Source organism: Treponema brennaborense DSM 12168, from assembly GCF_000212415.1.
In the GTDB taxonomy this organism is placed as follows: Bacteria; Spirochaetota; Spirochaetia; order Treponematales; family Treponemataceae; genus Treponema_F; species Treponema_F brennaborense.
The window spans coordinates 1,161,789-1,177,029 of record NC_015500.1; the positions used below are offsets into that span (position 1 = coordinate 1,161,789).

The window sequence follows — 15,241 nt, forward strand, 5'->3', positions numbered from 1 at the left end:
AATGAATGTATATTGGTTCGTTCGTTGGAGGGGCAACTCTCCGGTGGGAGGCATGCATAAATGAACGAATGGCTTAAAAAGCTGGTTTCATCTATAAAAGAATTGTGGGCAAAGTGGACCCTGATTCAGAAAATCATACTCTTCGGAATTATTGCCGTCGTTATAGCCGCGCTCGTTTTCATGCTGCGTTTTTCCGCAAAACCCGCAACGGTGCCTCTGTTTAACGTTGCCATTACCGATGTTTCAGCCCGTGATAATATTCTGTACCGCCTGTCTCAGGAAAACGTCGAAGCGGAAGTAAACGCTGCGGGCGTCATTTCCGTAAAAGACGAACAGACTGCCCGCAGAATGAGATCGGTTCTCGTTCGGGAGGATCTCGTTCCTACGAACGTAGATCCGTGGGCGCTGTTCGATACGGAGCGCTGGACGATAACCGATTTCGAGCGGAACGTCAATCTGCAGCGTTCCATTACGCAGATGGTAAAACAGCACATTGAAGCGCTCGACGATATAGACAGCGCGAACGTAGTCATTACCCTGCCTGAACGCACGCTGTTCGCTTCGGATCAGAATCCCACGACGGCAAGCGTTATTATCTATCCCAAACCGGGCAGCGATATTGCCGACAATAAAAAGAAAATTCAGGGTATCCAAAAGCTGCTGCTGCGCGCCGTTGAAGGGCTTAAAGAAGAGAATATTACGATCGCCGATTCTACCGGACGGATCGTAAACGATTTTGAAGGAATGGCGGCGAGCGAACGGGTGGACATCGTCGCGAAAGAGCAGAAACTCATCAAACAGCTTGAAATGGAATACCGTGCGAGCGTTTTGAAGTCGCTGCAGCAGATTTTCGGTACGGATCGCGTGCGCGATCTGAATATAAAAATCGATATGGATATGTCCAAAAAACAGGTTGCCGGAACCGAATATTCGCCTATCGTCATCAAAGCCGATAATCCGAACACACCGTACGACGATTCTGAACTGCGCGACTACCTTCCGATCTCATCAGAGACCGTTACGAAGGTGTGGACCGGTACCGGTTATAATCCCGAAGGACCTGCCGGCGTGGAAGGGCAGAATCCGCCGGTGTATTCCGATATGTCGAACTTGTACGGCAAATCGGAAGAGACCGGTGTAAAACAGAATAACGTTATCAATACCAAAGAATATCAGGAAGAAAAAAGTCCGTCCATAGATCGCGTTACCGTTTCGGTCAACATTGACGGAACCTGGCGCAGAACGTATGACGACAAGGGGCAGCTCGTTTTGAATCCGAACGGTACGATCGCCCGCGAATACGTTCCGGTCGACTCGGCGGTGCTTTCCAGTGCGGCGAAACTGGTGCAGGACGCTATCGGCTACAACAGAAACCGCGGAGATTCGGTTACCGTGCAGAACATTCAGTATGATCGTACGGCCCAATTTGAAGAAGAAGATATGGCGTATATCCGTGCGCAGCAGCAGCGCAAAACGATCATGCTCGTGATCGCGGGTATCGCGGTCGTGCTGCTTGCGTTTATGGTGTTCCGCTTTATCAGCCGCGAACTGGAACGCAGGCGGCGTCTGCGCGAAGAAGAGATTCTCCGCAGAAATCAGATGGAGCGCGAAAAAACGTTGTGGGAAGCCGAGCAGGCCGGCATGGAAGTTACGATGTCGGTCGAAGAGCGCCATCGCGCCGAACTGCAGGAAAACGCCATCACTATGGCGAAAGAGCATCCTGAAGACGTGGCCATGCTCATCAGGACATGGCTGATGGAGGAATAAATGGCGGATCAGACAAATGCCGCAAAACCGAAACCGATGCCGGTGAGCGGCAAAAAAAGCAAAGATTATAAAAATTTGACGGGCCGGCAAAAAGCCGCCATTTTTCTCGTGTCGCTCGGTTCCGAAGTTTCTTCCGATATTTTCAAACATCTGCGCGAAGACGAAGTGGAAACGCTCGTTTTTGAAATTGCGCGTCTTGAAACCGTCGAGGCGGACGTTAAAGATTCCGTTCTTGAAGAATTTCAGGATTTGATGTCGGCTCAAAACTTCATCACGACCGGCGGTATCGATTACGCGCGCGAATTGCTCGAAAAATCGCTGGGAAGTCAAAAAGCGATCGATATCATCAACCGTCTGACCAGTTCCCTGCAAGTGCGCCCGTTTGACTTTATCCGCCGAACGGATCCTGCGCACCTTTTGAACTTTATCCAGCAGGAGTATCCGCAGACTATCGCGCTGATTTTGGCCTATTTGGAGCCGAACAAAGCGTCCGTCATTCTGCAGAATCTGCCGGACGACATCCAAAGTGAAGTTGCGCGACGCATCGCGACGATGGACCGCACGTCTCCGGACGTTTTGCGTGAAGTCGAGCGCGTTCTTGAAAAAAAACTGTCCACGCTTTCGAGCGAAGACTACACGGCTGCCGGCGGTGTGGAAAGTATCGTCGAGATTCTCAACTTGGTCGACCGATCTTCCGAAAAGTCGATTATCGAATCGTTGGAAGAAGAAGATCCCGATTTGGCCGAAGAAATCAAAAAACGCATGTTCGTATTTGAAGACATCGTTATGCTCGACGACCGCGCGATTCAGAAAGTTATGCGCGAAGTCGACACGCAGGAACTTGCCAAAGCGCTTAAATCGGTTGATACCGAAGTTCAGGATAAGATATTCCGCAACATGTCCAAGCGTGCGGCGAGTATGCTCAAAGAAGATATGGAATTCATGGGGCCGGTTCGTCTGAAAGACGTTGAAGAGGCTCAGCAGAAAATCGTTTCGACGATTCGCCGGCTTGAAGATTCCGGTGAGATCGTTATCGCCCGTTCCGGTGAAGACGAATTGGTGGTGTAGCGTATGGCGAAGACGGTTTTTCATTTTAACGAAATCAAAACGCAGGACGATAAGGTATTGCTCAAGCTGCCGCGCAGTTTTGAACCTGAAGTCGAGGAGATGGAAGAAGAGCCGATTCCCGAATACACGGGCCCGACTGCGGACGATTTACGCCGAGAGGCCGAAGCGTTTAAGGAACAGTGGGAAGCCGAAAAAGAGCAGATGCTGAGCAAGGCTCAGGCCGATGCGGACGCTATCGTCAAAAATGCGGAAGAAGCGGCCTTTGAGCAGGTCAAACGCCAGTCGGATCAGGCTCAGATCATAAAAACGGACGCTGAACGGAAAGCCGCCGAAATCATAAAAAGCGCGCAGGAAGAAGCGCATACTATCGTGAGCACTGCTGAAAGCAAAAAACAGCAAATTCACGACGAATCGTATCGGGCCGGCTTCGACGAAGGCAAAGAAGCCGGTTTTCGCGACGGCAACGCTGAAGCGGAACGTCTCGTGGACCGGCTGCACATTATGCTCGACCGTATTCTTGATAAGCGTCAGGAAATCCTTGAAGGGACGGAACAGCAGATTGTTGAATTGGTGCTCCTTATGGCGCGGAAAGTCGTTAAAGTCATGTCCGAAAATCAGCGCAACGTGGTGATGTCGAACGTGCTGCAGGCGCTGCGCAAAGTAAAAGGCCGCGGCGACGTGACCGTCCGCGTAAATCTTGCCGATCTGAAACTGACGTCCGAACATACCAAAGAGTTCATGCAGGCGGTTGAAAATATCAAAAATTTGACGATCGTGGAAGATTCGTCCATAGATCGCGGCGGCTGTATCGTTGAAACCGATTTCGGTGCAATCGACGCCCGCATTTCGAGTCAGCTTACGGAACTTGAACAGAAAATATTGGAAATTTCTCCGATAAAAACCGTTTCCAAGACGAACGCGCTCGATTCCGGTGCATAGACGGAGCGGACGGAGCGTATGAATTCTTTTTTTGATAAATACATTGCCAGCGTCAAAAACACGGAGACCATTTTATACACGGGAAACGTTTCCGCCGTGCGCGGAATGCTCATTGAAAGTCACGGCCCCCGGTCGGTTATCGGTGAAATGTGTTTTATCAAACTGATGCGCGGCGACATGCAGATAGCGGCGGAAGTCGTCGGGCTGAACGGCACGACGGTGCAGCTGATGGCGTACGGTGAAACGAAAGGCATTGAAATCGGCTGCGAAGTGGTCGCTACCGGGCACGTCCTGCGGGTCGCCGTCGGAAACGGACTGTTGGGGCGCGTGATCGACGCGGTCGGAAAACCGTACGACGGCAAGGGCGAATTGGCGTCCGGCCTGTATTATCCGGCGCTCGCGTCTCCGCCGGCTCCGCTCGAGCGGCGTCCCGTTTCACAGCGCATGGTTACCGGTGTCCGCGCGATCGACGCAATGCTCGCCGTTGCGAAAGGGCAGCGGCTCGGTATTTTTGCCGGTTCCGGCGTCGGAAAATCCACGCTTTTAAGTATGATCGCCCGAAACACAAAGGCGGACGTCAACGTTATTGCGCTCGTCGGAGAGCGCGGGCGCGAAGTCGTCGATTTTATCGACCGCGATCTGGGCGAAGAAGGCTTGAAGCGCTCCGTCGTCGTCGTCGCGACGTCCGACCAGCCGTCGATCGCCCGGTTACGCGCGGCGTATACGGCGACCGCGGTGGCGGAATATTTCCGCGATCAGGGTAAAGACGTTATGCTCATGTTCGATTCGGTAACCCGGTTCGCTCACGCGCAGCGGGAAATAGGACTCGCTTCCGGCGAACCGCCGGCGCAGCGCGGATATCCGCCGAGCGTGTTCGATCTGCTTCCGAAATTGCTTGAACGCAGCGGTACCAATCAAACGGGTTCCATCACCGCGTTTTACACCGTACTGGTCGACGGCGACGATATGGACGAACCTATCGCCGACAAAGTGCGCGGTACGCTCGACGGACATATCGTTCTGAATCGGAAACTCGCCCAGGCGGCCCATTTTCCCGCCATAGATGTGCTCGCGAGCATCAGCCGTCTGTCAAAACGGGTGTCCGGACCGGCAACGCAGCAGGCGGTTACGACGGTTCGCCGGCTTATGGCGTCGTACGCCGAAAACGAAGACATGATCACCGTGGGAGCCTATCAGAAGGGCTCGAACGCCGCTATAGACAAAGCGATCGACGTGCATCCCGATATAGAAGCTTTTCTTATGCAGGATGAATACGAGCCCGCGCCGCTGGAATCGACGCTCGAAAAGCTCGGTTCCATAGCCGGAACGGATATTCCGCCGGAGGAATGCGGAAGTTCCGCCGCCGCCGTTTCGTAACGCCGTATGAAACGGTTTCAGTTTCCGCTGCAGAAAGTTCTCGATTTACGCGAATTTGAAGAAGACCAGGCTCGGATCGAGTTGGGTAAAGCGATTGCCGAATCGGAACGCATCAGGCGGCAGCTGGAAAATCTTGCAGAAGAAAAGGCCCGTACGGTTGCAGGCGCTTCCGATGAAAAAGACGTGCGGCAGCTGATCGTGCGTGAGCACTATCTTATCCGGCTCGACGCGAACCGCGACGAATTGCTTGCGGAATTGCTTGAAGCGGATGCGCTGATTGAAAATCGACGCGCCGTTTTTGCCGAAGCGATGAAAAATCGCAAAGTTTTATCCAAACTTAAAGACCGCCGGTTCGGCGAATACCGCAAAGACGCACAGACGGCGGAAGATACTGCCGTGGACGATTTGTCGTCTGCCCGTTACTCCGGCTCCGGTTCGTCCCCATCCGGCGGAACGGATGCGGACGGAAGCGGTGCGCGCTAATACTTGAAGTCGCTTCCGCCGATGAATTCCCTTATAATCGAGCGGCCGGGAACGTTGCTCGCCGGAATCGGTGAAAAATTGCTTAAAAACCGCAGCAGCCGCGATGCTTCCGCGTATTCGCGCTGCAGCGGATTGACGCAGCGCAGCAGCGGTTCGGCGTATACTTTCAAAACCGGAAGTTCATAGTCGAGCGCGGTGTTCAGCATGGCGTCCGCGTTGTCCTGAAACGGAAAGATGTGCAGACGCTCGCCTTTTTGGACACTGTCCCACATGGAAATGGTCGTCGCCGCCGACTTTCCGCGGAAGCGCGCGTCGCGCACGATTCTTCTGATCAGTCGGTTGTCGCTGGTCGGAATGCGGTTGTGATCGTCCAGATTCAGCTGGGTGAGCGCGGACAAATATATTTTGAATTTATATTCAGCCGGAATGAGCGGCGTCAGTTTATCGTTCAGGCCGTGTATTCCTTCAAGAATCAGTATGTCGTTGACGTCGAGCTGCAGCGTTTTGCCGTTGTAATAGCGGCGCCCGTCCGTAAAATCGTACGACGGCAGTTTTACCGCTTTTCCGTCGAACAGATCTATCAAATCCCGGTTCAGCTGCGCCACGTCGAGCGCTTCAAGACATTCATAATCGTAATTGCCGTTTTCATCTTTCGGTGTCAGTTCCCGGCCGACGTAGTAAGTGTCGAGTTCTATGATTTTCGGGCGATATCCGAGTGCCTTCAGCTGCAAGGATAATTTTTTGGACGTCGTCGTTTTTCCGGAACTGGAAGGACCTGCTATCAGAATTACTTTGACGTTTCCCCGGTCGCGGATCCGGTCCGCAATATCGGCGATGCATTTTTGCTGGAATATTTCCGCCGTGTCGATAAAATCGTTTACCGTCCGGTTGTGTATCAGTTCGTTCAGCGACGCGGCCGACGTAACGTCGAGCTGTTTTCCCCATTTTTTATAGCGCGAATATACGGCGAACAGTTGGGGGATATCTTCAAAAACCGGCAGACAGTCGGGCTGTGCTGTCGCCGGAAAACGCAGCAGGAATCCCTCGCCGTAGGGCATAAGATCGAACGCTTTTATTTTTCCGGTCGTATCGAGCAGCGGCCCGAAGTACTGATCGGAAAAGGAACCGAGCGTGTTTACGGCAATTTTCGGCGGACAGATATAGTTGAGCTGTTTGCGCGTTTCGGTCAAGCCGAGCGATTCGAAAAGCGCCGCCGCGTCGCGGTACGACACGGTATCCGTCTCGATCGGCTGGTTCCATGCGATAATCCGCTGCATTTCCGCTTTGAGCGCGGCGATGTCTTCCGCGCCGGGCGTCTTTTCAGTTTCAAGGGTATAGTAATATCCGTAGCCGAGACTGTGGCCGACGAGCAGTCTGGTTCCCGGAAAGCACTCGTGGGCGGCGGCGGCCAAAATGAAGCAGAGCGTGCGCCGGTAGATGGCCGAGCCGTCGCGTGAACCGGATACGACCGGTTCCAGTACGGCGTTTACGTCCAGTACGGTGTTCAGTGCACGAATTTCATTATTTATGCGGACGGCGAATACCGTTTCGGGATCGCAGTCGAATGTCTGCGTAAAATCAAGCGCGCGCACACCTGCGGCGGCCGTAACTTTCTTACCTGAAGGAAGCGTCAACTCTATTCTTTTCATGAAATACAGTATAACGCTTCCGGCCGTCTTCCGCAAGGTTTTTCGTTTTCCGCCGTTTCCTGCCGTTGATTTGACAGTCGGCGCTCTTTATCGTATAGTAATGGCATGAGAATTGCAATGTTTTCGGATTGTTATTATCCTCGGATCAACGGGGTTGTCATTTCAGTTCAGTCGTATGCCAGAGAGTTGATCAACCGGGGACATTCGGTCTGCGTTGTAAGCGTCGAATATCCGGAAGAATACATATACGGAAACGATCATTCGGATAATATCGACAGTCCGAATTTTTCGGTGATCAGAATTCCTTCCCATGCGATCATTTTTTCAAAAGAAGACCGGATTGCCCGGCTCGAAAAGTGGTTTTTTATCAAAAAAAAGATGGACGAGTTCGCGCCCGACGTAATACATTTGAACAGTGAATGGCTGGTCGGCTATTTCGGCGCCATGTATGCGCGGCATCGGAAAGTTCCGTGCGTGTTTACTTTTCATACGATGTGGGAAGATTATATTCAGAATTACGCGCCGCTTTTGAACAGTATGATATCACATAAGATCGGGCGGGATCTGGTTAAATTTTATTTGAAAAGTGCGAATCATATTTTGGCTCCGACGCCGCGTATTGCGGACACGGTTCGTGAATACGGTGTAGAAACGCAGGTGGAACTGCTGCCGACCGGAATTCCCGAGTCGCTGTTTGAATATGATAAAGACCGATTGGATTCCGTTAAGACCGATCTGTTCGCTAAAAATCCGCGGCTGGCCGGCAAAAAAATATTGCTGTTCGCCGGCCGGATAGCGAAAGAAAAAAATCTCGATTTTCTTGTGCCCGTTCTGAAACGGGTGCGGGAATTGCTTGCTGCCGATTCAACGCACGACGGTTCCGATGCGGCGCTGCTTATCGCCGGCGACGGTTTGTATATGCCCGATTTTAAGGCGCTGGTTGAAAAAGAGCAGCTGGCCGACAACGTTTTTTACGTCGGATATGTGAGCCGTCAGACGCTTGCGTATTTGTACACGGTGGCGGACGTGTTCACGTTTCCGAGCAAGACGGAAACGCAGGGGCTTGTGACCGCCGAAGCGATGGCGGCGGGCCTGCCGGTCGTGGCAATCGGCGAAATGGGAACTGTGGACGTCATGCAGGGCGATCACGGCGGCTTTATGGTCCCGGAGGATACGGAACTGTTTTCTCAGCGGGTTGCGGATCTGCTTACGGATTCCGCTTTGTATTCAAATAAAGTGGTGGAATGCAAATTGTGGAGCAAGCAGTGGATGATAACTTCCCTGACTGACCGGCTGGAAAAAGCCTATACGACGTGTATCGAAAGATATGGAAAAAAATAGCCGGCAGCGTACGTGCGGCCGTGTATGAAAAAATCCGCCCGCCGTGTTCTGTTTGTCCGGAACACGGCGTTGAGTGCGCGCTTTCGGGAACGTACCGGTTTTTCTGATCGTCGGGAGGGGCGTCTATCCTGCGAACGTCTGCGCGACGTAGTCGCGGGCGGCGAAGCGTTTGATTTCGCGGTTTTCATACGCAAGGCGGACGAGTTCGTCTATTTCGAGCCGGGCGTACAGTTGCTGCGCTTCCGCTCGGTTTGCCCGCAGAACCGGATGTTTAGGTGAAAATAACACGCAGCAGTCTTCGTACGGCAGGATGGACGTTTCGTACGTACCGATATATTTTGCCGTTGCGATGATTTCTTCTTTATCAAGACCGACGAGCGGCCGAAGCAGCGGGTACGCGCAGGCGGATTCGGTGACGGTCATGTTCTGTATCGTCTGACTTGCAACCTGTCCGAGACTTTCACCGCTTATGAGACAGTCGGCGCGGATCCGGTCGGCGAGCAGATTCGCCGCGCTCATCATGCACATGCGCAGGAGCAGCGTACTGAACGCTTCCGGCGCCCGCTCTTTTATACGCATCTGAACGTCGGTGAACGGAATGATGTTGATGTGCGTGTCCACACCGTACTGTGCGATAATCCGCGCCAGATCTTCGACCTTTTGCTGCGCTTCCGCCGACGTGTACGGATATGCGTGAAAATATACGCAGTCCACTTTCATGCCGCGCCGCATCATGCGGTAGCCGGCGACGGGGGAGTCGAGGCCGCCGGACAGCAGCAGCAATCCTTTGCCGCCCGTCCCGACGGGAAGACCGCGGCACGCTTTGTTACGGTCGCAGTATACGAAACACCGGTCGCGGATTTCTATTCTGATGACGACGTCGGGGCGGTGTACGTCCACGTCCAGAATTCCGGCGTCGAATACGTCCGCGGCGGCTTCACAGCTGATTTCATACGAATTGAGCGGAAACGACTTTTCGGCGCGGCGCGTTTCGATTTTGAACGTTTTAGCCCCTTCGGCTTTCGCTGCGAGCGCTTCGGCGTAGGCTGCCTTTTTTATCGCTTCGATATTTTTTTCACATACCGTCGTTTTGGCCCATCCGGTGATTCCGATCAGATGTTTAAGCGTAAATTCTATCGCGGGACACGATTCTTCGGGCCCTTCGATATAAAGCCGGCCGGCGCAGAGTCTGACGGTTGCCCGTACGGTTTCGAGATATAAACGGGCGTTTTCTACAAGACGTTTTTCAAATTCTTTTAAATTGGAACCTTTCAGCGTTAATTCGCCCAATTTGGCAAGATATGTGGTATACTCGGACATACGCAGAGTGTACCGTATTTTTTTTGCTCTGTAAACAGCCGTTCACCGCCGTTTTGCGGAACGTTTTCAGGCTGCGTGTTCCGTTGGTGTTCGGTTTTATATATTGCATTATGACAAAATATGTGATATTGTAATTTTACTAATTTCTTTTGGAGGCGTCCATGGCTGTTAAAAAATCGGGTATCGATACGAGTGTCGGAAAAAATCTGCCGCTGCTGCTGCGTTCCCGCGTCGTGTCCTGTCCGGATACTGTTTTGCAGGCTTCAAAAAACAGTGCGGGTGTGTTTGAACTGTTCAGTTATAAACAAGTGTATGAAAAAGTGATAGAATTTGCCCACGCGCTGAAGGAATTCGGTATCGTTCGCGGCGACGCGGTCGCGCTCATTTCGGACAATCGCCGTGAATGGTTTATCACCGATATGGCGCTTCTTTCACTCGGAGCGGCCGACGTTCCGCGCGGCTGTGATTCCATGGGATCCGAAATCCGGTTTATCATTTCATATGCGGAGTGCCGCACCGGTTTTTTTGAGACGGAGCGTCAGTTGTGCAAAGTGCTGGAAAAACGGGAAGAAGTTCCGCTGCTTGAAAACGCCATTCTGTTCGAGCCGGTTTCCGCCGAAACGGCGGTGCGCGCACAGGAATCGGGTATCCGCGTGTTTTCGTTCGCCGAATTGGAAGCGAAAGGTGCGCGGGCTTCCGACGCGGAGCGGACTGCGATTGAAGCGGAAATGGATAAAACTTCGCCCGATGAAATCGCGACGATCATATTTACGTCGGGAACTACCGGCGTGCCGAAAGGAGTCATGCTGACGCACGATAATTTTATCGCGCAAGTCGAAGTGGTGAAATCGGTTCTGACGAACACCGAGGACGGCGATTTGTGGCTGAGCGTGCTGCCCGTGTGGCACAGCTTCGAGCGCGTGTTCCAGTATCTGGTTATGGGATTGAACAGCGGTCTTGCGTATTCAAAACCGGTTGCGGCGGTAATGCTTGCCGATATGGCGACGCTGCGGCCGCAGGCGATGTGCGGCGTGCCCCGTTTGTGGGAGTCGCTCGCTCAGGGCGTTTTCCGCACGATGAGAAAAACCGGCGGCGTTCCATATAAACTGTTCCTGTTTTTCATCAGCGTCGGCAAGAAATTTTCATGGGCGAGAGAACACGTGCGGGGACTCGTGTGCCGTCTGCACCGCCGTTCGCGTATTTTGGACGCACTCGTCGGGATTCTGCCGCTGATTCTGCTTTCACCGCTGTACGCGCTGGGCAACCTGCTCGTGTACCGTAAGATCCGGGCCAAGCTGGGCGGGCGCATGGAATGCGCTATTTCAGGCGGCGGCGCGCTGCAAAGTGAAACCGACGCGTTTTACCGCGCTATCGGTTTCAAACTGCTCGAGGGTTACGGTATTACGGAGGCAGCGCCCGTTTTGTCCGTTCGCTGGCCGTCGAAACCCCGTTCCGGCTGCGTCGGTCAAGTGTATCCGTGCGCACAGATCAAAGTCGTTGCGGAAGAGCACGGCCGGATCGTTTCCGGCGAACCGCTCCCTCCGGGAAAAAGCGGGTTGGTGCTTGCCCGCGGCCGGCAGATCATGAAAGGTTATTACAAACGGCCCGATCTTACCGAACAGGTCGTCGACAAAGACGGCTGGCTCAATACCGGAGATTTGGGCGTGCTGTCGTACGATAACGAAATCAAAATCACCGGACGTGCGAAAGATACGATCGTTTTGCTCGGCGGTGAAAATATAGAACCGCTGGTTATCGAATCCGCGCTGTGCGGCAGTCCGTACATTGAAAGTGCGGTGATACAGGGGCAGGACAAAAAATATCTGGGTGCGCTGATCGTGCCTGTTAAAGAAGCGATACTTACGTTTGCGCAGGAACGGCAGCTGCCTGCCGAACCGTACGGCGCACTGCTGGAATCGCTGCCGATTGTGAATCTGATCCGCGACGAAATCGACCGCTGCATCAATGCGGGTACGGGGTTCAGAATGTGCGAACGGATTTACCGGTTCGTCCTGCTGAGCGACAGTTTTACCGTGGGGCGCGAATTGTCCGGCAAACAGGAAATGATGCGTCACAAAATTGCCGAATTGTATAAGAAGCAGATCGATTCCCTGTTCGATTAAGTTCGCCGCCGTTTTATGCCGATAGTATCCGTATGAAACGTTTTTTGCGCTCGGAACGGGCGCGGCCGGCTTCTTTTCCGTTTTTTTGTTTCGCTTTCGCGTGCGCGCGGGGTCGTGCGATACCGTTTTTGTGTGCCGCGGCGGTGATCGTTCTGTTGAGCGTTCCGTTTGCAGCGGCTCAGACACCGCGGGAATCCGCCGCCGGCTCCGTTCCGCAGCTGCTGGCCGGCGTGTGGGAAAACGAAACGCGTTTGCTCGTTTTCGGCAGCGCGGTCGACATCGCGCCTGCGGCTGCCGGTGAACGGATGGCGGAAAGCGGTGAAAGTGCGGTTGACATCGCGCCTGCGGCTGCTGTCGGGAACGCAGCAGCCCGTGCGCCGGCCGGGATTCCGCTGACTGTCGTTTTGAAGTTGTTTTACGGCTGGTACTACGACCGCGCGGCGGAAAGCGGCGGGGCCGCCGGTTCGGCATCCGGTACCGCCGTATTGCCCGAACGCGACCGGAACGATGCGGTTTCGGCTGCCGCCGAAGTGATTTCGGTATCTTTCGAGCCGCTGATTCCCGAAACGGCCGAATCCGGAGCCTGGAATATGACCGTGCAGTATCCGGGACAAAAGCAGCCGGTTTCCATCCCGATCGCCGTGTTCGGCGGTTCGTTATATCTTGATTTTATGATTTCGCAATTGCCGGCGGAATTTACCGGCGACGTATTTTGGAAGGCGGCTTCAAACACGACGGCGATCAGTCTGAACGTACCGACCGTTTCGACGGAAGTATATTCGCTGTACCGAAGCGGCGCCGCCGCGTACCGCGTCCGTTATTGGCTGACCGACATGAGCTATGACGAAACGGCATTTGCGGTGCTGAACGACGGCAGCACGTCGGTTTCCTTTCCGAAGCACTTGCGGATCGGGTCGGCCGTGTACACGTGCGTGCCGGGCCGCGGCACTCAGGTGCGCAACGCGGAAAAAATCCCCTACGACGGTTCCCGCTACGTGCTGAGTGCCGACGGCCGAATCTGCGTTTCGGCCGCGCCGTATGCAATTTTAAGTACGGTGGAAGATTTGTACGCCGCCGTTGAAGAAGCCAACCGGCGCCGCAAACCGCCGCGGCAGCCGCCGCTGCCCGACTCCGATCTCGATTTCCATTATGAAATAATAGAAGAATTGCGGAAATACGCTATCGGCCGGTAACCCGTTTGCGCTGCCGCAGCTTTCGGCTCAGTACGGCCGCCGCGTATCCCGCCGCGCTGCCTATGGCGGCGCCGATCGTATCCGCCGCCCAATCGAACACTGAAGCGTCCCTTCCGGGAACGAACGACTGATGATATTCGTCTATGATACCGTACGCAGATACGATCGCAACGGCAATCAGTATGTTCCTGACGGGATGCCGCCGCCAGCTTTCGGCAGAAAACCACAAAGTCCAGCAGAACGCGAGCGCCGCAAAACAAATGACGTGGACGACTTTATCCGAGTCTTTGAAGTCCGGCATCGGAACAGTCGAACGGGACGACAATATCCAGCTGACGGTCATTACCGCGAGTGCGGGTATTTTACGGAGTATCTTCATGCTCGTTCTTTTTCCTGGTTACGGCGCGGTGCGTGTAATGTATGATGGCAAAAAATACGAACATGATACAATATCCGCCGATCAGAATAAACGTTTCCCGCAGCCCCTTGCACCACAGCGCTATTAAGACGATGCAGCAGATACCGATTTGGATCGCGTACAGCAGCACTAAAATGCTGACGGGCGTGTATCCCATATTCATCAATTTGTGATGCAAATGCCGCCGGTCGGGAGTAAAAAAAGGTACGTGCTCCCGCTTCCGCCGCCAGACGGCCGCGATCGTATCGAGAACGGGTATTGAAACGAGCAGTCCCGCTATCAGCATTTTGTTGTGTTCGACTGCCGGCGACGCCGGAAACAACGGCAGCGCCGCAACCATAAAACCTAAAAACTGACTGCCGCCGTCGCCCATGAATATTTTGGCTTTCGGTTTGTTGTACACGAGAAATCCGCATACCGCCGCGGTCAGTATAAAACACAGCGCCGCCGTTTCCGATCTGCCGGCTCTCATGTAAATGACTCCGAGGGTAATCAGAATAAAACTCGACAAACCGCCGCACAACGCGTCCACTCCGTCTATCAGATTGAACGCGTTGATGACGCCGATAAACCATACGAACGTTATGATGTACCCGAACGGACCGAATTGGAACGATCCCAGATTCGTAAAATGATAACCGTTTAAAATCATGATCAAAGCGGCTATAATTTGTACCAGCAATTTGAATTTTGCCGACAGGTCTTTAAAATCGTCTATCACGCCGAATATGAAAATCAGCAGACTTGAAACGATGAACGGAATCAAACTGAGTATTGACAAGTTGCATTCAAAATAAAAGTAGAGAACGCTGCTGACGACGAACGCCGTAACGAATCCCGCACCGCCGAGCCGGGGAATTTTTTCCGTGTGAATTTTACGTTCCGACAGGGAATCGTACCACCCGTGTTTTTTGCATAAAAAAATAATAATAGGTATGAGCAATACTGAGATAACGAAAGCACTGCAGATAAATATATACATAGTTGAGAACACTCCCTTTTACCGATACCAATGATAACACAATGGCAAAGCTTTTTCAATTTAGAAACGGTATATCTTTACAAAAATTGTACCCCCCCCCCCCGATTTTGTCAAGCGGAACTTTCCAATCGGGACATTTCGGATAAAAATGAGCGCGTATCTCTAGATTTTTTTGCCGGTGGGGATTATAGTGGAGAACATGTACGAATCAGGTGAAAACTATTTGGAAACTGTTTTGATTCTTCAGAAAGAACACGACGTCGTCCGTTCCATCGACATTGCCCGCAAACTCGGCGTTTCAAAACCGAGCGTGAGCCGCGCCATGGGGTTGCTCCGGCAAGCCGGATATATCGAAATGCCGGAAAACGGTCCCGTTTTTTTGACGGAAAAAGGCCGTGCTGAAGCCGAGCGCATTTATTCCCGCCACTGCGGGCTGACTTCGTTTCTTGAAAAAATAACCGGCGTTTCGCGCGCGCAGGCCGAAGAAAACGCGTGCAGAATAGAACATATTATCGACGACGATGTGTTTCAGGGTATACTCAATTATATGCATACTACGTTGAAATAAACTCCCTGATATT

The 15,241-nt window shown here is 53.1% G+C and carries 13 protein-coding genes; 9 read left to right on the forward strand and 4 right to left on the reverse strand.

Annotated elements, in window-relative coordinates; all coding sequences use genetic code 11:
- The first annotated feature begins 60 nt into the window (after nucleotides 1-60).
- Genes fliF through fliJ form a run of 5 tightly spaced genes read left to right on the forward strand, consistent with a single transcriptional unit; the run spans nucleotide 61 to nucleotide 5,634 of the window.
- Entirely contained in the window at nucleotides 61-1,767 is a 1,707-nt protein-coding gene (fliF, locus tag TREBR_RS04925) for a flagellar basal-body MS-ring/collar protein FliF (protein WP_013758119.1), read from the forward strand.
- Entirely contained in the window at nucleotides 1,768-2,835 is a 1,068-nt protein-coding gene (gene fliG, locus TREBR_RS04930) for a flagellar motor switch protein FliG (RefSeq protein ID WP_013758120.1), read from the forward strand.
- A gap of 3 nt (nucleotides 2,836-2,838) precedes the next feature.
- Entirely contained in the window at nucleotides 2,839-3,774 is a 936-nt protein-coding gene (gene fliH / locus TREBR_RS04935) for a flagellar assembly protein FliH (RefSeq protein ID WP_013758121.1), read from the forward strand.
- Between the two features lie 18 nt (nucleotides 3,775-3,792).
- On the forward strand, nucleotides 3,793-5,151 hold the full coding sequence (locus TREBR_RS04940) for a FliI/YscN family ATPase (protein WP_013758122.1): 1,359 nt from the start codon (nucleotides 3,793-3,795) through the stop codon (nucleotides 5,149-5,151).
- A gap of 6 nt (nucleotides 5,152-5,157) precedes the next feature.
- Nucleotides 5,158-5,634: a flagellar export protein FliJ gene (fliJ, locus tag TREBR_RS04945; protein ID WP_013758123.1), complete on the forward strand. Its 477-nt coding sequence runs from the start codon at nucleotides 5,158-5,160 to the stop codon at nucleotides 5,632-5,634.
- Here fliJ and TREBR_RS04950 read toward each other — a convergent pair.
- The gene (locus tag TREBR_RS04950) at nucleotides 5,631-7,283 is read right to left on the reverse strand and encodes a nucleoside kinase (RefSeq protein ID WP_013758124.1); all 1,653 of its coding nucleotides are present in this window, start codon (nucleotides 7,281-7,283) and stop codon (nucleotides 5,631-5,633) included. The genes fliJ and TREBR_RS04950 overlap by 4 nt on opposite strands.
- Before the next feature lie 105 nt (nucleotides 7,284-7,388).
- Here TREBR_RS04950 and TREBR_RS04955 point away from each other — a divergent pair, with 105 nt between their 5' ends.
- On the forward strand, nucleotides 7,389-8,624 hold the full coding sequence (locus tag TREBR_RS04955) for a glycosyltransferase (protein ID WP_041610336.1): 1,236 nt from the start codon (nucleotides 7,389-7,391) through the stop codon (nucleotides 8,622-8,624).
- 123 nt (nucleotides 8,625-8,747) lie between these two features.
- Here TREBR_RS04955 and thiI read toward each other — a convergent pair whose 3' ends face one another.
- On the reverse strand, nucleotides 8,748-9,944 hold the full coding sequence (thiI, locus tag TREBR_RS04960; protein WP_013758126.1) for a tRNA uracil 4-sulfurtransferase ThiI: 1,197 nt from the start codon (nucleotides 9,942-9,944) through the stop codon (nucleotides 8,748-8,750).
- Between the two features lie 161 nt (nucleotides 9,945-10,105).
- On the opposite strand from thiI, the gene TREBR_RS04965 reads away from it, so the two are divergent.
- A complete protein-coding gene (locus tag TREBR_RS04965; RefSeq protein ID WP_013758127.1) occupies nucleotides 10,106-12,067 on the forward strand; it encodes an AMP-dependent synthetase/ligase in 1,962 nt (653 codons plus the stop codon).
- A gap of 32 nt (nucleotides 12,068-12,099) precedes the next feature.
- The gene (locus tag TREBR_RS04970; RefSeq protein ID WP_013758128.1) at nucleotides 12,100-13,260 is read left to right on the forward strand and encodes a hypothetical protein; all 1,161 of its coding nucleotides are present in this window, start codon (nucleotides 12,100-12,102) and stop codon (nucleotides 13,258-13,260) included.
- On the opposite strand, the gene TREBR_RS04975 is transcribed toward TREBR_RS04970, so the two are convergent.
- Together TREBR_RS04975 and TREBR_RS04980 are read right to left on the reverse strand one after the other, a co-directional pair.
- Entirely contained in the window at nucleotides 13,247-13,639 is a 393-nt protein-coding gene (locus TREBR_RS04975; protein ID WP_013758129.1) for a VanZ family protein, read from the reverse strand. The two genes, TREBR_RS04970 and TREBR_RS04975, sit on opposite strands and share 14 nt — an antisense overlap.
- Nucleotides 13,623-14,660, reverse strand: coding sequence for an MraY family glycosyltransferase (locus TREBR_RS04980; RefSeq protein ID WP_013758130.1), 1,038 nt, complete (start codon nucleotides 14,658-14,660; stop codon nucleotides 13,623-13,625). The genes TREBR_RS04975 and TREBR_RS04980 overlap by 17 nt, the downstream gene beginning before the upstream one ends.
- Nucleotides 14,661-14,859: 199 nt before the next feature.
- Here TREBR_RS04980 and TREBR_RS04985 point away from each other — a divergent pair, with 199 nt between their 5' ends.
- Nucleotides 14,860-15,228: a metal-dependent transcriptional regulator gene (locus tag TREBR_RS04985; protein ID WP_013758131.1), complete on the forward strand. Its 369-nt coding sequence runs from the start codon at nucleotides 14,860-14,862 to the stop codon at nucleotides 15,226-15,228.
- Nucleotides 15,229-15,241 lie beyond the last annotated feature (13 nt).